This is a genomic window from Streptomyces sp. NPDC002868, assembly GCF_055563295.1.
Window position 1 is genome coordinate 89259 of the sequence record NZ_JBVHDR010000008.1, and the last position, 24484, is coordinate 113742.

The window sequence follows — 24484 nt, forward strand, 5'->3', positions numbered from 1 at the left end:
CTGAAGCGGGTCAGGTCGGCTGAATCGGTCACTGGGCGACTCCGTACATCGTCAGCAAGGACTTCATACGCGTCTCGGCCAGCCCCGGGTCGGGGAACAGGCCGAGGCCGTCGGCCAGTTCGTACGCCCGGCACATGTGCGGCAGCGAGCGGGCCGACTGCAGGCCGCCCACCATCGTGAAGTGCGACTGGTGCCCTGCCAGCCAGGCGAGCAGCACCACGCCCGTCTTGTAGAAGCGGGTCGGCGCCTCGAACAGATGGCGGGACAGCTCGACCGTCGGGTCGAGGAGTTTGCGGAACCCGGCGACATCGCCGGTGTCGAGGATCCGCACCGCCTCAGCGGCCAGCGGGCCGAGCGGGTCGAAGATCCCGAGCAGCGCGTGGCTGAAGCCCCGCTCGTCGCCCGCGATCAGTTCCGGGTAGTTGAAGTCGTCGCCGGTGTAGCAGCGGACTCCCTGAGGGAGGCGACGGCGAAGGTCGACCTCGCGCTGCGCGTCAAGCAGCGAGATCTTGATGCCGTCGACCTTGTCGGGGTGGGCGGCGACGACGTCGAGCAGGACCGACGTGGCCGCGTCGAGATCGGACGAACCCCAGTAACCCTCCAGCGCCGGGTCGAACATCGGGCCCAGCCAGTGCAGAATCACCGGTTCGCTCGCCTGCCGCAGGAGGTGGGAGTAGACGGAGAGGTAGTCGTCGGACGTCCGGGCCGCCGAGACCAGTGCGCGCGACGCCATCAGGATCGCCTGCGCGCCGCTGTCCTCGACGAGCGCCAGTTGTTCCTCGTACGCCGCGCGCACTTGCGTCAGCGAACCGCCGCCGGAACCGAGTTGGTCCGTGCCCACCCCGCACGCGATCCGGCCGCCCACGGCCTTCGCCTCCGCCGCCGAGCGCCGGATCAGCTCTGCCGCGCCCGCCCAGTCCAGACCCATCCCGCGCTGCGCCGTGTCCATCGCCTCCGCGACGCCGAGGCCGTGCGACCACAGATGGCGGCGGAAGGCGAGCGTGGCGTCCCAGTCGACGACGGCGGGCGAGTCGGGGCTCGCGTCGGCGTACGGGTCGGCAACGACATGCGCCGCGGAGAAGACCGTACGAGAGGCGAGTGCGGCCCCGCCGGCGAACACGGCCGGTTCGGTGCGGGGTTCGTACACCCCGTGCGGGAGCCTGATCGTCACAGCGACAGCTCCGGCACCTCTAGGCGCCGGCCCTCGGCCGAGGACCTCAGCCCCAGCTCGGCGAGCTGCACGCCGCGCGCGCCCGCCAGCAGGTCCCAGTGGTACGGCTCGCCGAGCGCGACATGGCGCAGGAACAGCTCCCACTGCGTCTTGAAGCCGTTCTCGAACTCCCCGTTGTCCGGCACCTCCTGCCACTGGTCACGGAAGGGCTCGGTGGCGGGCAGATCCGGGTTCCACACCGGCTTGGGGGTGGCGGAGCGGTGCTGGGCGCGGCAGCGGCGCAGGCCCGCGACCGCCGAGCCGTGGGTGCCGTCGACCTGGAACTCCACGAGTTCGTCGCGCATTACCCGTACCGCCCAGGAGGAGTTGATCTGGGCGACGGCGCCGCCCTCCAGCTGGAAGATGCCGTACGCGGCGTCGTCGGCGGTCGCGGCGTACGGCTTGCCCCGCTCGTCCCAGCGCTGCGGGATGTGCGTGGCGGCCTGCGCGGTGACGGACATGACCCGGCCGAACAGCTCGTGCAGTACGTACTCCCAGTGCGGGAACATGTCGACGACGATGCCGCCGCCGTCCTCGGCGCGGTAGTTCCAGCTCGGGCGCTGTGCCTCCTGCCAGTGGCCCTCGAAGACCCAGTAGCCGAACTCCCCGCGCACGGACAGGATCTGGCCGAAGAAGCCGCCGACGACGAGGCGCTTCAGCTTCAGCAGGCCCGGCAGGAAGATCTTGTCCTGGACGACTCCGTGCTTGATGCCGGCGGACTCGGCGAGGCGGGCGAGCTCCAGCGCTTCGGCGAGGTCGGTCGCGGTCGGCTTCTCGGTGTAGACGTGCTTGCCGGCGGCGATGGCTTGCCTGATCGCGTCGACGCGGGCGGAGGTGACCTGCGCGTCGAAGTAGATGTCGATGCTGTCGTCGGCGAGCACGGCGTCGAGGTCGGTGGAGATGTGCGCGAGGCCGTGCCGCTCCGCGATCTCGCGCAGCGCGTGCTCACGGCGGCCGACGAGGACGGGCTCGGGCCACAGGACCTCGCCGCACCCGAGGTCGAGGCCGCCCTGTTCGCGGATCGCGAGGAGGGAGCGCACCAGGTGCTGGCGGTACCCCATCCGACCCGTGACGCCGTTCATGGCGATCCGCACAGTCCTGCGTGTCACGAAGGTGCCTCCATGTGCCCTCGATGCTTCTTGTTCCCTCATCACGGCCGTGTTCCCTCGATACGGCGGTAGCAAGCGCTTTCTAGGCGGTATGACGCTAGCCTGCCGACAGTGGCCCGGACAAGGGCCCTGTTCCATCTCCCGTGGAGGAAAGCGATGACAGTCACCCTGGCGGATGTGGCGGCGCGCGCCCGGGTGTCCCCGGCCACCGTCTCCCGTGTGCTCAACGGCAACTACCCGGTCGCGGCGTCGACGCGGGATCGGGTGCTGAGGGCGGTCGACGAGCTCGACTACGTACTGAACGGGCCCGCGAGCTCACTCGCCGCGGCCACCTCCGACCTGGTCGGCATCCTCGTCAACGACATCGCCGACCCTTTCTTCGGGATCATGGCCGGGGCGGCGCAGATGGAGATCGGCGGGCAGGAGGGCTCAGGGCGGGCGGGCGGCGAGAAGCTGGCCGTCGTCTGCAACACCGGCGGCTCGCCGGAGCGCGAACTCACCTATCTCACCCTGCTCCAGCGGCAGCGGGCCGCGGCCGTCGTCCTGACCGGCGGTGCGCTGGAGGACCCGGACCATATCGCCGCGATGGCCGCCAAGCTGGCGAGGCTCGCGGACGCGGGGACGCGGGTGGTGCTGTGCGGCCGGCCCCCGCTGCCGGGCAGCGAGGCGATCGTCGCCGCGCTCGCCTTCGACAACCGGGGCGGCGGGCGGCGGCTCACCGAGCATCTGCTGGCGCTCGGACACTGCCGGATCGGTTACGTCGCGGGCCCGCCGGAGCGCACGACGACCCGGCACCGGCTGGAGGGCCACCGGGCGGCGCTGGCCGCGGCGGGGATCGACGAGGACCAGTCACACGTGACGGTGCACGGCCCATACGCGCGCCGCTCCGGCTACGATGCGACGCTCGAACTCCTGCGCCGTGACCCGGACTTGACGGCGATCGTGGCCGCGAACGACACGGTCGCGCTGGGCGCGTGCGCGGCACTGCGCGACCAGGGGCTGCGCATCCCCGAGGACATCTCGGTGGCGGGCTTCGACGACCTCCCCTTCTCGGTGGACGCGGTCCCGGCGCTGACGACGGTCCGGCTTCCGCTGTACGAGGCGGGCGCACGGGCGGGCCGCCTGGCGATGGGCAACGAGGCCCCGCCGCCCGGGGGGATCGCGACGATCGCCGCGGAGCTGATGGCACGGGCGTCGACGGCGCCGCCGCGGAAGGGTTGAGGCGGGGCGATTTCCGGCAGGGGCGGCTACGGGCGCGAGCCAGGATCACCCCATCTTCAGTTCCGCCCAGACGGACTTGCCGATGCCGTGGCGTCGTGGGCAGCAGCCCCAGCGTTCCGCCAGGCTCCCGGCATCGCTTCTCCTCTCCGCAGAGCAGCTGGATCCGGCTCCTTGCCGGAGAGGGAGTATTTCATCTCAACGGATCATCATCGGTGCCGGAACTGGTGCGCAGGCCAGCCTGCGCCGACTTCCAGCCAACTCCTCGGCACGCCAGTGCCAGTCGCCACTCGGCACGCCGCGGAGGTCTCGCTCCGGTAGCAGTTCCGCAACTCGGGGTCAGCCGACGGCAGCTGGTTCCGTGGCTTGCGATCGGCTTGCCGGGCGACGTTCGAACGGGCCCAGCTGAGCGACCACGCTTGCGTAGAACCGGTCCACGGACTCATCGACGCTGCGGATGAATCCGGATTCGGCGCTGCCGCGAGTGGCACCCATGCCCTTGAACAACGACAGCCGGAAACCGGTCATTCGGGCGCCATCCTTGGGCAGCATGTCGGCCGGTTCGGGCCGTAGCCGTTCCAGGGTGCCGCGCGGGCCATGGCCGCCCTCGACGATGGTCTCGACGTGGAGATCCGCCGGTGCTTCTGCCAGCAGTCGGATCAGGCGCTTGGCCGAGGTGAGGGGGTAACTCCCGTCCGGGGCCTGGATTTCGATGGATGTGCGAAGTCTGGCGGTCCGCAGATCGGCGGTGATCCCGAGAACGCCTGGCGTACCGTCGATGCGCAGCTCAGCGGTCAGGCGGCCTTCGTCGCACAGGCGGTCGGCGAGTACGGCGCGCCGGGAGTGCGGATCGGTGCCACGCTTGGCGCGCTGTACCGGCAGGGCTTTCTGGCCGAGTTCGCCGCCCAGGCGCAGGCAGACCTGGCGGATGAGCCGTTCCCAGCTCTCGACGACCTCCACGGCATGCCGGTCGCCCTGGCAGAGAGTTTCCGTGTCGATGCCGTTCCGTACCGGCACCCAGGCCGGTCCCATGTTCTGAAAACCGTGGCAGCCGGAGTTCTCGTGCTGGAGATATTGCAGCAATTCCTGCAGGAGCCAAGCGTGGGCGGCATTGCCGACACCTTCGTGACGGATCAGCATCTGTGCTTGGTGGGCCACTTCGGCCCAGGACAGGTGCCACAGGGCGACCTTGTTCCTGCGCCGCCCGTCGGTCTTGACGTCCACCAGGGGACTGCCTTCCAGGGCAACGTCGTTGGAGAGCGTGATGACGGCCTCGTAGCCGCGGCGGGCGGCTATGTCCATGTAGTTCTGAACCTGATCCGGCTTGAGCGGGTTTCCATTGGTCTTCGTCTCGACCAAAGCGGTCCACAGCTTGCCCGCGCGCTCCACACGGATCACACCGTCCGGGCGCTTAGGGGTGTCTCCGTGCGGCAGCGTGACCTCGGTGAAGGTCTGCATACGGCCGGCCGGTGCGCCGAACGCGGCGGTGAGCCGACGCCCCAACTCTGGCACTTCGGCCATCACCGAGAGCAGTACTGAAGTGGCCCGTAGCTCGCGCTCCTTGTCACTCTTGAGCGACGGTGCGGGGAAGAGCCGTGCCTGCCTCCACGACTCGTTCTCGGCGAGGGACTTCTTCGCCACCTTGGGGAGCGTGACCTTCTTCTTGGCTGTGCGAGGGCCGCGGGCGCGCTTTGCCGTCGGCTCCACCCCGACCGGCTGCGCCTCGCGTACTGCCTGATCGGGGATCGCCGCCGGTGGCAGGACGGCCGGTGGCCGCGGCTCATCGGCCTTCGGTGCCTGCTCCACCGCGGCTTCCTCTACGGCATCGTCATGACTCTCGTCATCGATATCGATACCGAAGTCCGTGGCCAGACCCGCCAGACCGGTCTCGTAGCCTTGGCCGATTGCCCGGAACTTCCACTCCTCGCCCCTCCGGTAGAGCTCACCGAAGATGAATGCGCTCTCGAGACCGGCGTCGGCGATGGAGAATCCGAGCAGCGTCTCGCCGCTGCGATCGGCGAGCGTCACCCGCAGGTCGTCCAGTTCACCGAAGCAGGAACCGCCGTACTGACTGGCCGCCACAACAATGCGTTCAACATTCGGGGGCACTGCGGTCAGGTCGAGGCTGATGCGGTCTTCGCTGCCACTGTCCGTCGGTGTCTTGCCCAGAAGCTGCACGCTGCCGTCGGCTGCCGCGGGGTTGTTGTAGAAGAAGAAGTCGGCGTCGCTGCGCACCTTGCCGTTGTCGTCCAACAGCAGTACGGACACATCCGCGTCCCCATCGCCCGTCGCGCTGCTCCAGCGCAGACTCACGATCACCGATCCGGTGTCATCGCTCAGGGCTGTCAGGCCGGCATTGGAGCCCTTGGCCATTTCGAGCATGCAGTCCCCCAGACGTGCGGCCGCCTCAGGGCAGGCCCAAGCAGCCACAACATGTCGATCTGTGACGTAGTACGCACGTGGTGCGACGAAGAGAACCGTAGCGCTCATAGCCGACGTATGAGGAGATGTCGTGAAGACTGAATCGGACGAGGAACGGCGATCCTTCTGACCGTCGGGCAGCCCGGACGGCCTACTGGGTTCGTCTCGCGGTGGGGCCGGGCGGGCAGCACCGCAGCCCTTGCCGGGGCCCGAACCCCGGAATACCGTTGACTCAGTCAAGGGTAGAGCCCGAGTAAGCAGCCCGGAGTGACCAGCCCGGAGTAGCTCATGCCGATCCATGAAATCCGCGCGTTCAACCGCTTCTACACCAACCTCATCGGCGCGCTCGACTACAGCAAGCACCTCTACACCCCGTACACCCTCACCGAGTCGCGCGTCCTGTACGAACTCGCCCACAGCCCCCGTACCGACGCCGCCGACCTGCGCGCCGAACTCTCCCTCGACGCCGGGTACCTGAGCAGGCTGCTCGCCAAGTTCGAGCGGGACGGGCTGGTCGGGCGGGCGCCGTCCGAGGTGGATCCGCGGCGGCAGCGGATCACCCTCACTCCCCGCGGGCGCGAGGCCGCCGCACTGCTGGACGAGCGGTCGCGGGAGGCCGTCGGGGCGCTGCTGGACAGGGTGGCGACGGACGAGCGGCCGCGGCTGGTCGAGGCGATGCGGACCGTGCGCGAGATCCTCTCCCGGTCCCGGACTGCGCACCGCGAAGGACCGGTGGTGCGTGAGCCCGGGCCCGGCGATCTGGGGTGGGTCGTGCAGCGGCACGGTGCGCTGTACGCCGCCGAGTACGGCTGGAACGCCGACTTCGAAGGGCTCGTCGCCCGGATCGTCGCGGACTTCGCACAGGACCACGACCCCCATCTGGAGCGGGTGTGGATCGCCGAGCTGGACGGGCGGCCGGTCGGGTCGGTGATGTGCGTACGGGACGACGCCCCGGCGACCGCGCGGCTGCGGCTCCTGCTCGTCGAACCGGAGGCGCGCGGTCACGGACTCGGCGACCGACTCGTGAGCACTGTCGTGGATTTCGCGCGCGATGTGGGGTACCGAGAACTGGTGCTGTGGACCAATGACGTACTGACCGGGGCCCGCCGGATCTATCAGCGGGCCGGGTTCACCCTCGTCGCCGAGAAGCCGCACCGCTCGTACGGAGCGGATCTGGTCGGCCAGGACTGGCGGCTGCCCCTGCAGGAAGGAACGGTCAAATGAGGTTCGCCTTCTCGACGCTCGGTGTGCCGGGCATGCCCGTCGCGGATGTGGTCGCGCTCGCCGTGGACACCGGCTATCAGGGGGTCGAGCTGCGCGCCGACCCCGAGGAGCCGGTGCATCCGGGGATCGGAACGCGGGAACGGTCCGCTGTGGCGGCGGAGTTCGAACGGGCGGGCGTGGAGATTCTCACCGTGTGCGGGTACACCGGCGTCGCGGCTCCCGGTGACGACGCACCGGTGTACGAGGAACTCGACGAACTCCTGCGGCTGGCGAAGGACTTGGGCGCGCCGAATGTACGCGTCTTCCCCGGCGGGGGCGACCAGGACCGGGCCGAGGCGGAGGCCACGGCCGCCCGCCGGCTCGGAGCCGCCGCCGAGACAGCGGCCGGACTCGGCGTACGGATCCTGCTGGAGACCCACGACTCGCACCGTACCGGCGCCGATATCTCCCGCATCCTGGGCCCCGTCGGCCACAAGCACGCGGGCGCGATCTGGGACGTGGTGCACCCGTGGCTCGACCACGAGGAACCGGCGGCGGCACATGCGGCGCTCGCTCCCTTCCTCGGCTATGTCCAGGTCAAGGACGTCGCATCGCGCGACGACCTCGCGCCACTGCCGCTCGGCGCGGGCGTACTGCCGCTGGCCGAGTGCCTGGCGACACTCACCGAGGAGACGTGGCTGTGCTGGGAGTACGAGAAGCGCTGGCATCCGGAGGCAGCTGACCTGCCGGGGCTGCTGGTTCCGGCACGGGAGCACCTGGAGCGCCTGCTCGCGACAGTGAGGTGAGCGCCACCCCGCCGACCAGCAGCACTGCCGCGCCCCAGCGCAGCGGGCTCACCGACTCGTCCAGCAGCAGCGCCGCCGACGACATGCCGAAGACCGGCACGAGCAGTGAGAAGGGGGCGACGGCGGAGGCGGGGTAGCGGCGCAGCAGGAAGCCCCAGGCGCCGAAGCCGAAGACCGTCGCGCCCCAGGCGACATAGACGATCGCGCCGGCGCCGCTCCAGTCCAGGGCGCGCAGCGCTTCCAGATCGGCCTGCGGGCCTTCGAAGAGCAGGGAAAGCGCGAGCAGCGGCAGTACGGGGACGGTCGAGACCCAGATCATGAAGTTCAGTGCGTCCGGCGGGGACGCCTTGCGGGTCAGCACATTGGACACGCCCCAGCAGGCCGCGGCCGCGATGACGAGCAGGAAGGCGAGGACGGGGCCCGAGGTCCCTTCGTCGACCGCGGCGAGGGCGATGCCGCACAGGGCGACCGCCATGCCCAGGACCCGTACCCTCCCCGGCCGTTCGCTGAGGACTACAGCGGCGAACAGTGCCGTGAATACCGCCTGGATCTGCACGACGAGCGAGGACAGCCCGGCCGGCATCCCGCGGTCCATGCCGATGAACAACAGCCCGAACTTCGCGACACCCAGCGCCAGTCCGACGCCGATCACCCACTTCCAGGCGACTTTTGGGCGGCCCACGAAGAAGACCGCGGGCAGCGCGGCCACCAAGAAGCGCAGGGCGGAGAAGAGCAGCGGCGGGAAGTGGCCGAGCCCGAGCTCGATGACGACGAAGTTCACTCCCCAGACCGCGGCGACCAGGACGGCGAGTGCGATGTGTACGGGACGCATGCACAGAGGATCACCGGCCCCGACCATGTAGCACCAGCGCGGATTTCTTCATGGTGGAATTGAGCGTTGCTTACGAATGCCCGCAGAAATGGAGGTCGGCCATGCTCGATCTGGGGCGACTGCGCGCACTGCACGCGGTCTCCGTCCACGGTTCCGTGGCCGCCGCTGCCATCGCCCTCGGGTACACCCCGTCCGCTGTGTCACAGCAGATCACCAAGCTGGAACGGGAGACGCGTACGACCCTGCTCGAACGGCGGGGACGGGGCGTCGCGCTCACCGAAGAGGCGCGTCATCTTGCCGCCACCGCACAGGAGTTGCTCGCCATCGTCGAGCGCGCCGAGACCACCCTGGAGGAGCGCAGGGGGCAGCCGACCGGCCGGCTCACCATCGGCGCATTCGCCTCGGCGGCCCGCGGACTGCTGCCCGGCGTGCTCGCCGAACTCGGCCGCAGGCATCCGGGGCTCGACGCCCGGATGACGGAGGTCGACCCGCATCTCTCCATCGACCTGGTGGCCCGCGGGATGATCGACCTGGCTCTGGCGCACGACTGGGACATCGCGCCGCTGCCCGCTCCCGAGGGCGTGGAACAGGCCGTCATCGGCGACGACCTGTGCGATCTCCTGGTGCCGGAGGGGCATCCGCTGGCGTCGCGTGTGTCCGTGCGCCGCGAGGATCTGGCGGGGCAGCGGTGGATCTGCCAGCCGCCGGGCACGGTCTGCCACGACTGGCTGGTCCGTACGCTGCGCGCGGCGGGCTGCGAGCCCGATCTCGCCCACCAGGCCGAGGAGTACCACACCCAGCTCGCACTGGTCGCGGCCGGGCTCGGCATCGCCTTGATCCCGCGGCTCGGCCGCGGCCCGCTGCCTGCCGGGGTGGTGGCTCTCGCCCTGGATCCGGTGCCGAAGCGACGGCTGTACGCGCTGTGGCGCACGGGCGCGGCGCGCCGCCCCGCGATCACGGCGACGGTGGAATCGCTCCAACGCCGCTGGCCGGGCGCGTAAGCCGCGGGGCGGATGCGGGGGTGCGGGTCCGCGTCCGGGCCGCCCACGCCCGAGACCGCCACCGCGTCCGGGCCGCCCACGCCCGGGACCGCCACTGCGTCCGGGCCGCCACCGTGCCCGGCACCGTCACCCGCCACCGCGTCCGGGTGACCTTTCGCGTGCCGCGCGTGCTTTCTGTTGCCACACCCTTGACCTGGCAGTAACTTTCCGGCTATCCGTGAATCCTTGGAAGTTTCCTTCAACTCCCTTGTCGAGCAAGGCCGGAAGGAGCACCCATGCACGACCGGAGCCTCTCCAGACGCACCCTCCTCACCGCGACCGCCGCGACCGCCGTCGCGGCCGGCGTCGTAGCCACCGCATCCCCCGCCCTCGCCCACCCCTCCCACCGCGACCGTCTCAAACGGCTGATCTCCCGGATGAGCCTGGAGGAGAAGGTCGGCCAGCTCTTCGTGATGCGGGTGTACGGGCACTCCGCCACCGCCCCCGACCAGGCCGACATCGATCTCAACCTCAAGGAGATGGGCGTCCGCACGGCCGCCGAGCTGGTCGCCGCATACCACGTCGGCGGGATCATCTACTTCTCCTGGGCGCACAACACCCGCGATCCGCACCAGATCGCCGATCTGTCCAACGGCATCCAGCGCGCCGGTCTCGCCCAGTCCACCCCTGTGCCGCTCCTGATCTCCACCGATCAGGAGCACGGCATCGTCACCCGGGTCGGCAAGCCCGCCACGCTCGTGCCGGGCGCGATGGCGCTGGGGGCGGGCGGGTCACGGCCCGACGCCCGCAGCGCCGCGCAGATCGCCGGGGCCGAACTGGCCGCGATGGGCATCCTGCAGAACTACGCCCCGGTCGCCGACGTCAACGTCAATCCCGCCAACCCGGTCATCGGCGTACGGTCCTTCGGCGCCGACCCGGAGGCGGTCGCCCGCCTGGTCGCCGCGCAGGTCAAGGGTTACCAGGGCGCGGGCATCGCGGCGACCTCCAAGCACTTCCCGGGGCACGGCGACACCACCGTGGACAGTCACACCGGCATCCCCGTCATTACGCACACCCGTCAGCAGTGGGAGGAGATCGACGCCCCGCCGTTCCGGGCCGCGATCGCCGCCGGCATCGACTCGATCATGACGGCGCACATCCAGTTCCCGGCCCTGGACCCGAGCAATGACCCGGCCACGCTGTCGCGCCCCATCCTCACCGGCATCCTGCGCGAGGAACTCGGCTACAACGGGGTGGTCGTCACCGACGCGCTCAATATGCAGGGCGTGCGCGACAAGTACGGAGACCACCGGGTGCCGGTGCTCGCGCTGAAGGCGGGCGTGGACCAGCTGCTCAACCCGCCGGACCTGGCCGTCGCCTGGAACGGCGTGCTCAGCGCCGTCAAGAGCGGCGAGATCAGCGTGGCACGCATCGACGAATCGATCCTGCGCATCCTCTGCCTCAAGGAGCGACTGGGCCTGTTCCGCGACCCGTTCGTCTCCCACCGGCGTCTCGATCGCACCGTCGGCGTCGGCGCGCATCTCGCCGCCGCCGACCGGATCGCGGAGCGGACGACGACGTTGCTGGTCAACGAGGGCGGGCTGCTGCCGCTGAGCCGGCGCGCGCAGCCGCAGCTCCTGGTGGTCGGCGCCGACCCGGCCTCGCCGACCGGGACGACCGGACCGCCGACCGCCGTACTGGCGAAGGCCTTCACCGAACTGGGCTTCGCCGCGACCGCGCTGTCCACCGGCATCACCCCCACCGCGGCGAAGATCGAGGAAGCGGTGGCGGCGGCGGGCGGCAAGGACGCGGTGATCGTCGGCACGTACAACGTCTCGGCGACCAGCCCTCAGCGCACCCTGGTGGCACGGCTCACCGCGACGGGGGTGCCCGTCGTCGCGCTCGCCATCCGCAATCCGTACGACATCGCACGGCTCGACGGCGTACGGGCGGCGCTCGCCGCATACTCCTGGACCGATGTCGAACTGCGCGCCGCGGCACGGGTGATCGCGGGCCGTGCCGAGCCCGAGGGACGGCTGCCCGTCCCCGTGCAGCGGGCGGACGATCCGGCCCAGGTGCTGTATCCCATCGGCCACGGTCTGTCGTTCGACTGACGTAACCGACCCGTCCCGCGCCACCGGCGCACTCCCCCCAATTGTCCCGAAACACTCCGCGCGTCTGGCGTGTGCCCGCCTCGGCGGGCCACGCTGGACCAAACCGGCCGGGGGGCCGGGGCTCGGGGGGTCCGGATGGGCACACAGCGGCGGTCCGCGGGGGCGGTGAGCGCCCTGGTTCTGGTACTGGCAGTCACGCTGGCCTCGGCGCTCTCCGCCGGCTGCCAGCAGGCGACGGGACGCGCCACAGCGGCAGGCGGCAGCGCCGTGAGCCCCACCGCCATGCCCTCCGGGTACGGCCTGGTCTTCCTCGGCGCCGGCGACTGCGGCTCACGCGGCCGCAACGTCCAGGAAGTGCCCTGCGCCGGCGAGAAGGCGGCGGCCCGGGTGATCGCCCGCCACGAAGGCCGGTACGAGGGCGGAAACGGGGGCGGAGACGAGGGCGGAAGCGGAGGCGCAGACGAGGGGCGGCCCGCGAGCGGCCCCGCCTGCCCCGCGGCCACCGACTTCGTGCTGCACATCTCCGAGAGCCGTCCGGCGGCCGACGAGGACGGCGACGGGGAGGTGGGCCGTGGATACGCCTGTATGCGCAATCTGGAGCCTCCGCATCCGGGCGACCCGGGCGAGGGCGGCGGCCCGCACACCGTCGTCGGCGACTGCGTGTACAGCGCGAGCAAGCGGCAGGTGAAGGAGACGGCCTGCGACGGATCGGGCGCGCGGGCACCGGAGTTCGAGGTGGCGTCGGCGGTGCGGAGCAGGGCGCAGTGCCCGCCGTCGACGGCGCTCTATGTGCGGCTGGGCGGTGACAAGCCGGTGGGCTGCGCCCGCCGTGTATGAGGATCACTCAACGGCGGGCACAGCCCACTCACTTCCGTGCGATGGGTTACGGCCGCAGGGCCGGCTCCCGCTCGATGTCCCGCTTGTCGAGCTTCGCGTCGTACTTCGTCAGCGGCTTCGCCTTCTCGGCGTCCTGCTGGACGGCGGCCGTGGCGACGCCCGCCCACTTCAGGATCGCGGCGGTGGCCTTCGCCTTCTGGTCCGGCACCAGGCCGGCGACGTTGGACGAGTGGTTTCCGCCGGGCGCGACGTACACATAGCTGTCGCGGCTGCCCTTGCCGACCCGGAACGGCTCGGCGCCCCACGGGTCGTTCTCGCCGTAGACGAACATCATCTGGTGGGCGTTGTGCCGGACCCACTTGTCGACGTCGTTCATCACCCACGGCTTGAAGCGCATGGGGATGTCACGCGGCACGAAGTTCCGCGGCGGCTGGTACCCGTACCGGCTCAGCCCGTCCAGGTGCGGCTGCTTGATGTCGGGCGAGCCGAGCTCGGTGCCTGCCTGGTAGTAGTACGGCGTGTACGTGCCCAGGCCCTGGTCCGTGTAGAAGGAGAAGCCGGAGATCGCGTCGATGGAGTCGTAGATCTCCTGGTCGGTGGCGGTCGCGGCGGCCGGGATCGACTCGCAGTCGGCGAGCAGGCTGTACTGCCAGAACGCCCAGGTGTAGTCGAGGACCACGGCCTCGTACGCCTTGTCGAGGCTGCCGATGGTCTTGAAGGTGTAGCCCTCGGTGGTCGCGGCCTCCTGGTACTTGGCCTCCAGCGGCGCGCGGCGCACGAGAGCCTCGCGCTGGACCGCGTTCAGCTTGTCCCGGCACTCCTTGGTGCCGACCTTCTCGAGGAACCGGTCGTACGCCGAGTCCTCCTTGTTCACCACGTCGTTGGGGGCGACGTACGCGACGACGCCGTCCATGTCCCGGGGGTAGAAGCGCTCGAAGTAGGTGGCGGTCATGCCGCCCTTGGAGCCGCCGGTGGAGAGCCACTTCTTGGCGTAGATCTTCTTCAGCGCCGTGAAAACGCGGTGCTGATCGCTGGCTGCCTGCCATATGTCCAGCTTGGACCAGTTGGCGGGATCGGGCCGAGACGGGGTGAAGAACCGATACTCCAGGGAGACCTGGTTGCCGTCGATGATCGCCGTCGGCTCACTGCGGCGCGGCGTGGTGCTCACGTTGTAGCCGGAGGTGAAGAAGACGGTGGGGCGGTTGGTGTCCTTGTGCAGCAGGGTGATCCGCTGCTTGAAGGAGCCCTTGCCCGGGTGCCGGTGGTCGACCGGCTGCGTGTAGTTGAGAACGAAGAAGCGGTAACCCGGGTACGGCTTCTCCTCGATGAGACTGATCCCCGGTATCGCGAGGATCCGGTCCTTGATGTCCGTGCCGGTCGTCGGCTCTGCGGCGGTAGCCGCACCGGCCGTCGCGCCGGCCGCGCTCACGGTGCCAATGAGCACCACGAGCGACAACAGCCATCTGAGCGCCTTGCGCATTCACCCTCCCCTTGATTCACCAGCGGTCGCGGTGAACCTAGCGGGGGCAATGCCCGGCCCGCCAGCCCCAGTTGGCACGGGTCTTCGTCAAGTGGGCGCGGAGCTCGGTCAGCAGAGGATCCAGCCGGTCGAGCGCGCGACGCCGGAGACGGCGCCGGTGGCCCGTACGCAACGGTTGAGGGCGTGGACGGTGACGGGGCCGGCGTGACGGGTGAAGGTGCCTTTGTCCCCGGCGGGGTGGCCGCCGCGCGCCTGGAGGGAGACGGACATGGCGCGCCGGGTGCCAGGCGTGTTGGAGACAGTGACGGCGCAGGCGTACTGCCGCTTCTTGTAGACGCGCAGCTCACCGGTGGCGAACTTGACGGTCTTCAGCGGCCGCCCGCTGCAGACGGAGACGACAGCGTCGGCGCGCTGTGTGCCCGGGCCTGCCAGGGTGAGGGCGGCCACAGCCATGAGCACGGCGAGGCCCTGCGCGAGCATCCGCCGCCCGAGTCGTCGACCTAGTTGTTTGTTCCCCGCCCCACCGAACACTCTCGCGCCCCCTTGTCACAGCTCCGTACATGCGTACGACGCAGGCGGGGGCCGAACGGTTGCGACGCTCACGAATCCGTCACACGGTGGAGGGCTCCTCACAGGCAATATCAGCGCCCGGTCAGCCCACCACCTTGTACAGCATCTGGCCGTCGGGCCCGATGTCGACCAGACGCAGCGCCGGGTCCTTCGAGGGCGGACCGCCCTCGACGTCCCACCGCAGGAGCCACTTCGCGTTGTAGCGGTGCAGGATGTCGAGCTGGTCCTCGCGTGACGTGTCGCGCGCGAAGAAGCGCTCAACGGCGGCGTGCCGCTCCTTCTGGTCCGGCAGGAAGATGTCGTCGAAGCCGGGGGCGACGGTGTAGATGCCGTACGCCGGAAGCACCAGACTGGTGCGGTACGTCGTCATGACGGTGTCGCCGCGCTTCACCGCCCGAGCCACCCACTCGCGGCCCTGCCAGGACGGCCAGGACTTCTCCTGTACGGCCTTGGGCAGTGCTTCACCGATGAAGACATAACCGAGGGCGGTGGACTGGGTCCATGCCCCGAACAGCAACGCGGCGCCTGTGACCGCCGCGAGGGCATTGCGGGCGAACCTGCTCCCGGCTTCCGCGATCGCGAGGGCGATGGCCAACTGCGCGGGGATGATCGCCGCGGGCAGTGCCCTGCCCCACGACCAGTGCCCGGTGAGGCCGCCGGCCGCGACCAACAGCGTGCCCAGCGCGAAGAGGATCACCAGCGGGTCGCGCTTGTCCCGCCGCCACCGGAACAGCAGGGCGACGACCCCGATGAGGGCGAGGCCGAAGCGTGCCGGCATATCGCTGTACAGCGAGTGGTGGATCTCCTCCAGCCCGTCGAAGGCGAACAGCGAGAAGAACGAGTAGTACGGCCACACGGCGATCACAGCGACGCCGAGCACGATGCCCCATCCCAGCCGCAGCCAGGTCTCCTTGGCCGGCCACGGCCGTGCGGAGAGCAGCACGGCCAGAGCCCCCAAGGTCGCGACGACCCCCGAGAACTGGTGGCTGAGCATGATCACAGCCCACATCAGGCCGAGCCCGAGGAAGGCCTTCCAAGACGCCGCCGTGCGCAGGGCCTTGGTGAGCAGCGCCCAGAAGTGGAAGGAGAGCGCGACGACAAAGGTGCTCGGGTACGAGATGACGAGCGCGAGCGAGCCGAGCTCCAGGAAACCGCTCCACGCGAGCAGCGGCGGCCCCCAGAGCAGCAGCAGGCAGAGCACGGCCAGCGCCGGCGCGAGCCGGCGTGTGCTGAGCGTCCGGGTGAACTGCCGGATACCGGTGAGCAGCAGAGGGAGCGTGATCAGGGCCGCGATCCGCAGCACCGTGAAGGCGTTCTCTCCGGTCGCCTTGGCCACCAGGGCGAGCAGCACGGTCCACGGTGAGTAGTACGGACTGTCGGTGTCGGCATCGACCTGCGGGCTGCCCGGGTGGAGCAGATCGGCGCGCAGCCGCTCGATCGTCGCGGCGTGGAGGCCGAGGTCGCCGTTCCACGGCAGTCGCTGGATCAGCAGCAGCAGAAGCACGGTCAGCAGCAGCACCGCGGACTGTACGACTGCTCGCGCGACGGCGTCGGCGCGCGAGCGGACGGGTTCGGAGGAGGGAGGGACGGGGGCCGGGCGGGGGGTGGCGAGGTCGTGGGAGCGCTGTCGCCAGCCCACGGCGGAGGACATGGTTGGCGGCGCCGAAGCGTCATCGATCTTGGGGGTGTTCACGTGCCTGCCCTTCACCGGATCCGAGCCGCCGTCAGATTGATCCTGGTTTATCAGGCATTCGGCTCCTGCTGGCGGGCGCGGAAGGCGTGTCGCGGCAGTCGGCCAACTGTCCGGTGCGCGAGGCGCCGTCCGTGAGGTTCAGGCAGGCGAGCCGGGTCACACCGGCGCGGGCTCGTCCTCCCCACATGAAGGTCCGCCACAACATCGCGACCCTCACACGGTGGCGGGCTCGTCCTCCCCTATGAAGGTCCGCCACAGTGTCGCGTACGTGCCGCCCAGCGCAAGCAGTTCCTCGTGGGTGCCGTCCTCCGCGACCCGGCCGCCGTCCATCACGATCACCCTGTCCGCGCGCGCCGCCGTCGTCAGGCGGTGGGCGACGACCAGCGTGGTGCGGCGGCCGGTGAGGCGGTCCGTGGCCTGGTTGACCTGGGCCTCGGTGGCCAGGTCGAGGGCCGCGGTCGCCTCGTCGAGCAACAGGATGTCCGGGTCGACGAGCTCGGCGCGGGCCAGGGCGATCAACTGGCGCTGGCCCGCTGAGAGGTTGCGGCCGCGCTCGGAGACCTCGTGGAGGTAGCCGCCGTCGAGGGTCGCGATCATGTCGTGCGCGCCGACGGCCCGGGCTGCGGCCTCCACCTCGGCGTCGCTCGCGCCGGGGCGGCCGTAGGCGATGGCGTCCCGGACCGTGCCCGCGAAGAGGTACGCCTCCTGCGGGACGACGCCGAGCCGGTGCCGGTACGCCGTCAGATCCAGCTCGCGCAGATCGGCGCCGTCGGCGGTGACCCGGCCGCTCGTCGGGTCGTAGAACCGCGCGACCAGCTTGACCAGCGTCGACTTGCCCGCACCGGTCTCGCCGACGAATGCGACCGTCTGACCGGCCGGGATGCGCAGATCGATGCCGGTGAGGGCGTCTTCCTCGTCGCCGTAGGCGAAGTTCACGTCCTCGAAGGCGATCTCGCCGTGCAGCGACAGCACATCGACGGGCTCCTTCGCGGCGGCGGTCGACGTCGGCTCCTGGAGCAGTTCCTGGATGCGCCTGAGCGACACCGTCGCCTGCTGGTAGCCGTCGAAGACCTGGGACAGCTGCTGCACCGGCGCGAAGAACAGATCGATGTACAGCAGATACGCGACGAGCGCGCCGGCGGTCAGGGTGCCCGCTTCGATCCGGCCGGCGCCGACGATCATCACGGCCGCCGCGGCCACCGAGGACAGCAGCTGGACGAAGGGGAAGTAGACCGAGATCAGCCACTGGCCACGGACCCGCGCCTGGCGGTAGCTGTCGCTGCGGGCGGCGAACCGGTCCGCGCCGTCGCGCTCGCGCCGGAACGCCTGGACGATCCGCAGTCCGGACACGGACTCCTGGAGGTCGCCGTTGACGACGCTGATGCGCTCACGGGCCAGTTCGTACGCCTTCACGCTCTGCTTGCGGAAGAAGTGGGTGCCGAAGATCAGTACCGGCAGGGTCGCGAAGACCACCAGCGCCAGCTGTACGTCGATGACGAGCAGGGCGACCATGATGCCGAAGAAGGTCACCACCGAGACGAACGCGGTGACCAGGCCGGTCTGCAGGAACGTGGACAGGGCGTCCACGTCCGTCGTCATCCGCGTCATGATCCGGCCGGTCAACTCGCGCTCGTAGTAGTCGAGTCCGAGCCGCTGGAGCTGCGCGAAGATCTTCAGGCGCAGGGAGTAGAGGATCCGCTCGCCGGTGCGGCCCGTCATCCGGGTCTCGCCGATCTGCGCGGCCCACTGCACGACGACGGTCACCAGCGCGAGCGCGGAAGCCGCCCACACCGCGCCGAGCGCCATCCGGCTGACGCCCTCGTCGATGCCGTGCCTGATCAGTATGGGAAGCAGCAGGCCCATGCCGGCGTCGACGGCCACCAGCAGCAGGCTGACCAGCAGCGGCAGGCCGAAGCCGCGCAGCAGGCGGCGCAGCCCGTACTCGTGCTCGGGGAGCACGGCGCGGGCCTCGTCGACGGCGGGGGTGCCGTCGGCCGGGGGCAGCGCCTCGACCTGGGCGAGCAGTTCGGGCGTCGCGCCGGGGATGGGGGTACCTCCCGTGCCGGAGGCTACGGGGGACGATGACTCGACGTTTTCCTCGCGCTCCCACAGCCTGGGCGTGAGGCCGCGCTCGGCGTCGAACTCGGCGTCCAGCTCGTCCCGTACGGAGTGGTCCTCTTCCGGTTCCGCGGCCGGCAGCGGTGTGTGCCCCGGCGATACGCCGCCGAGCTCGTCGGGGTCGGTCAGCAGCCGCCGGTACAGGGCCGAGCGGCGCGTCAGCTCCTCGTGCGTGCCGATGTCGGCGAGCCGTCCGCCGTCCAGCACGGCGATGCGGTCGGCGAGGCCGAGGGTGGAGCGGCGGTGGGCGATCAGCAGGGTCGTACGCCCGGCCATGACCGATCTGAGCGCCTCGTGGATCTCGTGCTCGACGCGTGCGTCGACGGCCGATGTGGCGTCGTCGAGGAGGAGCAGCCGGGGGTCGGTGAGGATCGCGCGGGCGAGCGCGATGCGCTGGCGCTGGCCGCCGGAGAGGGTGAGGCCGTGCTCGCCGACCTTGGTGTCGTAGCCGCCGGGCAGCTCGGCGATGAAGCGGTCGGCCTGCGCGGCGCGCGCCGCGGTCTCGATCTCTTCCTGGGTGGCGTCCGGCTTTCCGTAGGCGATGTTCGCGCGCACCGTGTCGGAGAAGAGGAAGCTGTCCTCCGGCACGAGCCCGATGGCCGCGCGCAGCGAGTCGAGGGTCAGCTCGCGCACATCGTGACCGCCGACCAGGAGCGCGCCGTGCGTCACGTCGTAGAAGCGGGGCAGCAGCAGCGAGACGGTGGACTTGCCGCTGCCGGAGGAGCCGACGACGGCGACGGTCTCGCCGGGCCTGATCTCCAGTGAGAAGCCGTCGAGGACGGGGCGCTCCTCGTCGTAGCCGAAGGTCACGTCGTCGAACTCGACGGTGGCGGGGGCGTTTGCCGGGAGCTCCTTCGTGCCGTCCTTCATGGTCGGCTCGGTGTCGATCAGCTCCAGTACGCGTTCCACGCCGGCCCGCGCCTGCTGTCCGACGGTCAGCACCACGGCGAGCATCCGGACCGGGCCGACGAGCTGCGCGAGATAGCTGGAGAAGGCGACGAACGTGCCCAGCGTGATCTGGCCGCGGGTGGCGAGCCAGCCGCCGAGCGCCAGCATCGCGACCTGTCCGAGCGCGGGGACGGCCTGGAGGGCGGGGGTGTACTTCGCATTGAGCTTGATGGTGCGCAGCCGCCCCGCGAAGAGCTTCCGGCTCACCTCGCGCAGCTTGCCGGTCTCCTGGTCCTCCTGCCCGAAGCCCTTGACGACGCGTACGCCGGAGACGGCGCCGTCGACGACGCCCGCGACGGCGGCGGCCTGGCTCTGCGCGTACCAGGTGGCGGGGTGCAGCCGGGTGCGGCTGTGCTTGGCGATGAACCAGAGGGCGGGGGCGACGGCGATCGCGATCAGGGTGAGCGGCAGCGACAGCCACGCCATGATCACCAGGGAGATGAGGAAGAGCAGGATGTTCCCGATCGTCATCGGGAGCATGAAGAGCAGGCCCTGGATGAGCTGAAGGTCGCTGGTGGCGCGGCCGACGACCTGTCCGGTGGACAGTTCGTCCTGGCGGCGTCCGTCGAGGCGGGTGATGGTCCCGTACATCTCGGTACGGAGGTCGTGCTGGACGTCGAGCGCGAGGCGGCCGCCGTAGTAGCGGCGGATGTAGGTGAGGACGTAGACGACGAGGGCGGCGGCGATCAGCAGGCCGGTCCAGAGGGCGAGAGAGCTCGTCCGGTCGGCGATGACGTCGTCGATGACGACCTTGATGATCAGGGGGACGAGCGCCATGACGGCCATGCCGACCAGCGAGGAGCCGAGCGCGAGTATGACGTTGCGCCGGTACCTCCAGGCATATCCGGACAGCCGCCGCGCCCACCCCTGATCTGCCGACTGCTCTGCCGACGCCACGTGGTGCCTCCCGTTTTGATCTGGTCTACCGGAAGGCACCAACGCGGCGAGCAGCGGATTTCATCCCGCCGCAACAATTCGGTGGATCAGCGGGTGGCGGGGACCGCATCCCTCGGGGCCGTCTCCGGGGTGCCCGGCAGGGCCTCCTGCGGGACGGCGGGCGGCGCGAAGACCTCGGCCGTCGCGGTGGCCGCGGGGGCCAGGTCCTTGTGGACCGCGCGGGCGACCCTCTGGATGGTGTCGACGCCGTACTGCATGGAGCTGTTGTCGTGCGTCAGCACGGAGATCGTGTAGCTGTGACCGCCGCTGGTGAAGGCGCCGATGCTGTGTACGCGCCAGCCGTGCGTGGCCCGCGAGAGCCAGCCGTTCTTGATCTGGATGCGGGCGGTGCTCGGGGCGCCGGCCGAGACGCCCCAGCGCTGCGAGGGCACAACCTTGTACATCAGGCCGAGGGTGTAGCCGCGCGAGGCGTCGGTGAGAACGGTGTTCTTCAGGGCCAGCAGATTCAGCAGCAGCATCTGGTCGCCGGCGCTGATCTGGGTGAGGCCCCAGTAGCCGCCCGAGCCGGGGATGGTGCGGGACATCTTGGCGACGTTGAGGAAGCCCTGGATCTTGGTGACGCCGAGCTGCTTCCACAGCGCGCTGGTGGCGGCGTTGTCCGACTTGGTGATCATGTCGGAGGCAAGCTGCTTCTCGCGGTCGGTCAGCTGACGACCGGTCTTCTGCGCGTCCCACAGGAGCGTCGTCAGGACGGTGACCTTGACGACGCTGGCGGAGTCGTAACGGTCGCCGATCCGCAGCCCGCAGGTGGTGTTCGTGGTGTTGTCGCGCACGGCGACGGCGGTGGTGGAGGCGCGGCCCGCGAGCGAGGCGGTGATGTCCTGGGTCAGCTTGGCGGCGAGTCCCGACTTGCCGGAGGTGCAGCTGACCGTCGGCGTCGCCGCGGCCGCGGGCGTCGCGCCCGCGGCCAGCGGCACGAGCACACCCGCGGCGAGGGCCGCGGCGGCGGCACGGGCGCGCCGGGATACGCGGCCCGTCCTGCGGCCCGTTATTCGGTGGTGAGTCATGGAGGCTTTCCGTCCCCTTGTGCTGAAGGGCGTGCGCTTTTTCAGCGCACCCGCTCCACATGACTCACGAGTGGCCGAAAAGTTGTACGGCGTCAGTGGTTGTACGGGAGCCGAACCGTCAGCCGGTACAGCCTGGTGATCTGGGAGGCGTTCTGGTTGTCGTCGCCGGCGAGCAGGAGCCGGAGCCGGCCGCCGGGGCCGTGCGAAGTGACGGCCAGGGCCTCGATGTTGTCGAGGAGGGGATTGGGCTGGGGCTGCTTGGCGGGCGCGCCGAGGGAGGGGCGCTGCGGCCGGCCGCCACCGCGGACGCTCCTGCAGGCACGTCGGCTGCGAGGTGGATCAGGCGTCTTCGGGATCCAGCTCGAACGTGAAATAGATGCTCAGCATGTAGGGCTCGTCCTCGTCGTGGAAGAAATCCCACGACACGTCTGACAGGCGGACTCTTTGTTCCCGCACCCACTCATGGGCTTTCCTGAAGGCTTCCGCGGCAGTTGTGGCGGGGAACAGCTTCCTGGCGATGGGATGCACCCCGGTCTCAGCGTCCGAGTCGTCGAAACCCTCCGGAACGTCCAGGCAGAAGTTGGGATCCAGCACCATGGAGTGCGCCCTCTCCAGTCGGTTTACCAGTACGAGTCGACAGAGGCTGATCCTCTGAGCACGACGCTCGGTAAGACCGCCGCACACCCGGACGGGTTGCTTCTGTCGACCACGCGGCGGTGCCGCAGCCGGTGGAGGCGATGATCCAAACGACACGGCCCAGAGGCCGGTGCGGTGTCCGCCGCTGATCAACCCGTCAGGCGTCGAAGCGGCGGCGAGAGGCCTCGATGTGACCGAGGTACTGGTGGGTCCAGTCGCACAGTCCGTCGATCGTCACCCGCAGGGCATGGCCCGGCTCGGTGAGGGTGTACTCGACCCGCGGCGGCACGACGGGGTGCACCGTCCGCTCGACCAGGCCGTTGCGCTCCAGCATGCGCAGGTTCTGGGTGAGCATCTTGTGGCTGATGCCCTCGATCTCGTTCCGCAGCTCGCCGAAGCGCAGGGTGCGCTCCCCCAGAGCCTCGATGATCAGGAGCGCCCACTTGTTGGCGACGTCCGAGAAGATCTCCCGCGCCAGAGAGTCCGCGCGCCTCAGGTCCGCTTCGTCGGGCGAGCCCGTGAACTGCTTGGTCACCATAAGGTTCCCCAGTCACTGAAAAGTGCGTTCTTCCATGTCAGCGGCCACTCTCCTACGGTTCCTGAGTAACCACAAGAGAGCAGATGCGTCGTGGCTGGGTGGAAGCGAGCCCACGCGCTCTCATGACAAGGAGGCAGGCAGCATGGCCATCACCCTGGTAAACCCCAACGGATTGCCGGAAATCGACGCCTACCGGCAGGTGTCGATCGCGACCGGGTCGAAGCTGGTCTTCATCGCCGGCCAGGTCGCCTGGAACGTCGACGGGGTCACGGTCGGCGAAGGCGACCTCGCCGCTCAGGTCGAGCAGTGCTACCTCAACGTCGGCACCGCCCTGGCCGGGGTCGGCGGGTCCTTCGACGACGTGGCGAAACTGACCGTCTACGTCGTCGACTGGACCCCCGACAAGATGCCCCTGCTCATGGAGGGGCTCGGTCGGGCGGCCGCGAAGCTGGGTGTCACCGCGACACCCCCTGCCTCGCTGCTGGGCGTTGCGGCACTGGACGTACCCGAGCACCTGGTCGAGATCGAAGCCACCGCCGCCATCGACTGAACAGGCGCTCTTCGCCCCGGGGCTGCCCGGCCCCGGCGGCCGCCGCGGCACGAGGGCCGGGCACGAAAGGCAGCGAGATATCGAGGTGGGAGGCCATGGGCCCGAGATTTGAGGCCGGCGGTCCACCCCGCACCGGTGCTGTCTGTACCGGCTGGGACACTCCCACCATGGACACCACACCGGAGCAAATGAGCTCCCGGACAGCGGCCGGATGGACCATCGCGGTCGCGGGCCTCGGAGCACTCACCGGCTTCGTCTGGGACGGGCCGTTCCTCGCCGTCACCTGCGCCCTTTCCCTGGGAGGCGGCGGCGCCCTGGCCACGGTCCTGTCCCGCCGTCGAATGATCGCAACCATTCGGGAAGGACAGGGGAAGGCCGCCGCACTCGGGTACGCCGATGGAATCGCGGACATGATGGTGCTGGGGATATCCGCGTACAGGGCATCCGTCTTCCCGCTGTCCGGCCCCGACGCAGTAGACCCAGCCGAGCGCACGGCGCGCCGTAAGGCCGCCTACCAACTCACGGCCGCCGACGGGCTGCCCCACCACATTCGTGAGGCCGCGGCCGCCGCTCTCGAAGCGATCGACGACGCGCGTGACCGCGACACCCAGTCCGCCATCGAGGACCTCATGAAGGCCGTCCACGGGCAGCGCCGCGGCACGTGACCGCAGCCTCGCGGTCACGCCTGCCTGCCACTTGAGCCCCACCGTATCGAAGCCAGCCGCCGTCAGGGCACCCGCCAACTCCGCGCCAGCATCCGCGGCGTCCCGCCAGCCCGCCAGCCCGCCAGCCCGCCACATAGTCCACCCCACGCACCCACACCACGTCGTCAGGGTCGAACGGCTGGCTCTCGAAACCCGCGTCTTCCGGGTCCTGCATCTGTCTCAAGTCCCTTCCCTGTGTGCTGGCTTGACTCCAACCATCAGGGGCTCGTCGAGCGTGGGCACGACGATGACCCCGGTACCATGGGCACCAGGGTTCTGATCAAGGCCCTCATCGTTCAATGACGCCTCGTCGACCATGCTCGACGACGACACCGGATTTCGGTGCTGCATCGCCGGGGCCTCGCTCGAAGCACTGTTGAAACCCCACTCTGCCTGACAAGAACCGTCTCGTGCTTGGGCGGGTAGGGCCACTCGATCGCGCCCTCGGGCACGAGTTCGCTCAAGCCGCGTCCCCCAGGTCCTCGTAACTGTCCACGTTCCCCGGCCGTTCAGACATGGCCTGGCCCCGCTGCCTCGGGGGATGGGGCAGCGG

At 70.0% G+C, this 24484-nt stretch carries 18 protein-coding genes and 2 pseudogenes; 8 read left to right on the top strand and 12 right to left on the bottom strand.

Annotated features, from left to right (window positions below):
• Positions 1–28: 28 nt before the first annotated feature.
• Complete coding sequence (locus tag ACZ3H8_RS23775) at positions 29–1171, bottom strand: dihydrodipicolinate synthase family protein (RefSeq protein WP_467404943.1); 1143 nt, start codon at positions 1169–1171, stop codon at positions 29–31.
• The gene (locus tag ACZ3H8_RS23780) at positions 1168–2319 is read right to left on the bottom strand and encodes a Gfo/Idh/MocA family protein (protein WP_467404945.1); all 1152 of its coding nucleotides are present in this window, start codon (positions 2317–2319) and stop codon (positions 1168–1170) included. Before ACZ3H8_RS23780 ends, ACZ3H8_RS23775 begins: the two co-directional genes overlap by 4 nt.
• Positions 2320–2475: 156 nt before the next feature.
• Between ACZ3H8_RS23780 and ACZ3H8_RS23785 the strand changes: the two genes are divergently transcribed.
• Positions 2476–3540 carry a LacI family DNA-binding transcriptional regulator gene (locus ACZ3H8_RS23785; RefSeq protein WP_467404947.1) on the top strand — a complete coding sequence of 355 codons (1065 nt, stop codon included), beginning with the start codon at positions 2476–2478 and terminating at the stop codon, positions 3538–3540.
• A gap of 336 nt (positions 3541–3876) precedes the next feature.
• On the opposite strand, the gene ACZ3H8_RS23790 is transcribed toward ACZ3H8_RS23785, so the two are convergent.
• Complete coding sequence (locus ACZ3H8_RS23790; RefSeq protein WP_467405444.1) at positions 3877–5919, bottom strand: TerD family protein; 2043 nt, start codon at positions 5917–5919, stop codon at positions 3877–3879.
• A gap of 327 nt (positions 5920–6246) precedes the next feature.
• Here ACZ3H8_RS23790 and ACZ3H8_RS23795 point away from each other — a divergent pair, with 327 nt between their 5' ends.
• Together ACZ3H8_RS23795 and ACZ3H8_RS23800 are read left to right on the top strand one after the other, a co-directional pair.
• Entirely contained in the window at positions 6247–7182 is a 936-nt protein-coding gene (locus tag ACZ3H8_RS23795; protein WP_467404949.1) for a bifunctional helix-turn-helix transcriptional regulator/GNAT family N-acetyltransferase, read from the top strand.
• A pseudogene (locus ACZ3H8_RS23800) lies at positions 7179–7955 on the top strand (sugar phosphate isomerase/epimerase family protein); the annotation flags it as partial. The gene ACZ3H8_RS23795 and the pseudogene ACZ3H8_RS23800, both read left to right, overlap by 4 nt.
• On the opposite strand, the gene ACZ3H8_RS23805 reads toward ACZ3H8_RS23800, so the two are convergent.
• Positions 7843–8799, bottom strand: a complete 957-nt coding sequence (locus ACZ3H8_RS23805; protein ID WP_467404952.1) for an EamA family transporter — start codon at positions 8797–8799, stop codon at positions 7843–7845. The pseudogene ACZ3H8_RS23800 and the gene ACZ3H8_RS23805 sit on opposite strands and share 113 nt — an antisense overlap.
• Before the next feature lie 101 nt (positions 8800–8900).
• Here ACZ3H8_RS23805 and ACZ3H8_RS23810 point away from each other — a divergent pair, with 101 nt between their 5' ends.
• The 3 genes from ACZ3H8_RS23810 (at position 8901) to ACZ3H8_RS23820 (ending at position 12730) form a co-directional block, all read left to right on the top strand.
• Positions 8901–9800 (top strand): LysR family transcriptional regulator, encoded by a 900-nt coding sequence (locus ACZ3H8_RS23810; protein ID WP_467404953.1) that lies wholly within the window; start codon positions 8901–8903, stop codon positions 9798–9800.
• A gap of 275 nt (positions 9801–10075) precedes the next feature.
• Positions 10076–11893, top strand: a complete 1818-nt coding sequence (locus tag ACZ3H8_RS23815; RefSeq protein ID WP_467404956.1) for a glycoside hydrolase family 3 protein — start codon at positions 10076–10078, stop codon at positions 11891–11893.
• Positions 11894–12028: 135 nt separating this feature from the next.
• The gene (locus ACZ3H8_RS23820) at positions 12029–12730 is read left to right on the top strand and encodes a hypothetical protein (protein WP_467404957.1); all 702 of its coding nucleotides are present in this window, start codon (positions 12029–12031) and stop codon (positions 12728–12730) included.
• 46 nt (positions 12731–12776) lie between these two features.
• Here ACZ3H8_RS23820 and ACZ3H8_RS23825 read toward each other — a convergent pair whose 3' ends face one another.
• The 8 genes and pseudogenes from ACZ3H8_RS23825 to ACZ3H8_RS23860 form a co-directional block, all read right to left on the bottom strand.
• Positions 12777–14210, bottom strand: a complete 1434-nt coding sequence (locus ACZ3H8_RS23825; RefSeq protein ID WP_467404958.1) for a S28 family serine protease — start codon at positions 14208–14210, stop codon at positions 12777–12779.
• A 108-nt stretch (positions 14211–14318) separates the two neighbouring features.
• On the bottom strand, positions 14319–14690 hold the full coding sequence (locus tag ACZ3H8_RS23830) for a hypothetical protein (RefSeq protein WP_467404961.1): 372 nt from the start codon (positions 14688–14690) through the stop codon (positions 14319–14321).
• Positions 14691–14862: 172 nt separating this feature from the next.
• Positions 14863–16473 (bottom strand): hypothetical protein, encoded by a 1611-nt coding sequence (locus tag ACZ3H8_RS23835; RefSeq protein WP_467404962.1) that lies wholly within the window; start codon positions 16471–16473, stop codon positions 14863–14865.
• A 213-nt stretch (positions 16474–16686) separates the two neighbouring features.
• Complete coding sequence (locus ACZ3H8_RS23840; RefSeq protein ID WP_467404965.1) at positions 16687–20436, bottom strand: ABC transporter ATP-binding protein; 3750 nt, start codon at positions 20434–20436, stop codon at positions 16687–16689.
• A gap of 86 nt (positions 20437–20522) precedes the next feature.
• Complete coding sequence (locus tag ACZ3H8_RS23845) at positions 20523–21503, bottom strand: serine hydrolase (RefSeq protein ID WP_467404968.1); 981 nt, start codon at positions 21501–21503, stop codon at positions 20523–20525.
• Between the two features lie 92 nt (positions 21504–21595).
• A pseudogene (locus tag ACZ3H8_RS23850) lies at positions 21596–21784 on the bottom strand (esterase-like activity of phytase family protein); the annotation flags it as partial.
• Between the two features lie 58 nt (positions 21785–21842).
• Positions 21843–22100 (bottom strand): hypothetical protein, encoded by a 258-nt coding sequence (locus tag ACZ3H8_RS23855; RefSeq protein WP_467404969.1) that lies wholly within the window; start codon positions 22098–22100, stop codon positions 21843–21845.
• 196 nt (positions 22101–22296) lie between these two features.
• Entirely contained in the window at positions 22297–22677 is a 381-nt protein-coding gene (locus ACZ3H8_RS23860; RefSeq protein WP_467404972.1) for a winged helix-turn-helix transcriptional regulator, read from the bottom strand.
• A gap of 142 nt (positions 22678–22819) precedes the next feature.
• On the opposite strand from ACZ3H8_RS23860, the gene ACZ3H8_RS23865 reads away from it, so the two are divergent.
• Positions 22820–23227 carry a RidA family protein gene (locus ACZ3H8_RS23865; RefSeq protein WP_467404974.1) on the top strand — a complete coding sequence of 136 codons (408 nt, stop codon included), beginning with the start codon at positions 22820–22822 and terminating at the stop codon, positions 23225–23227.
• A gap of 167 nt (positions 23228–23394) precedes the next feature.
• Entirely contained in the window at positions 23395–23892 is a 498-nt protein-coding gene (locus ACZ3H8_RS23870; RefSeq protein ID WP_467404975.1) for a hypothetical protein, read from the top strand.
• Positions 23893–24484 lie beyond the last annotated feature (592 nt).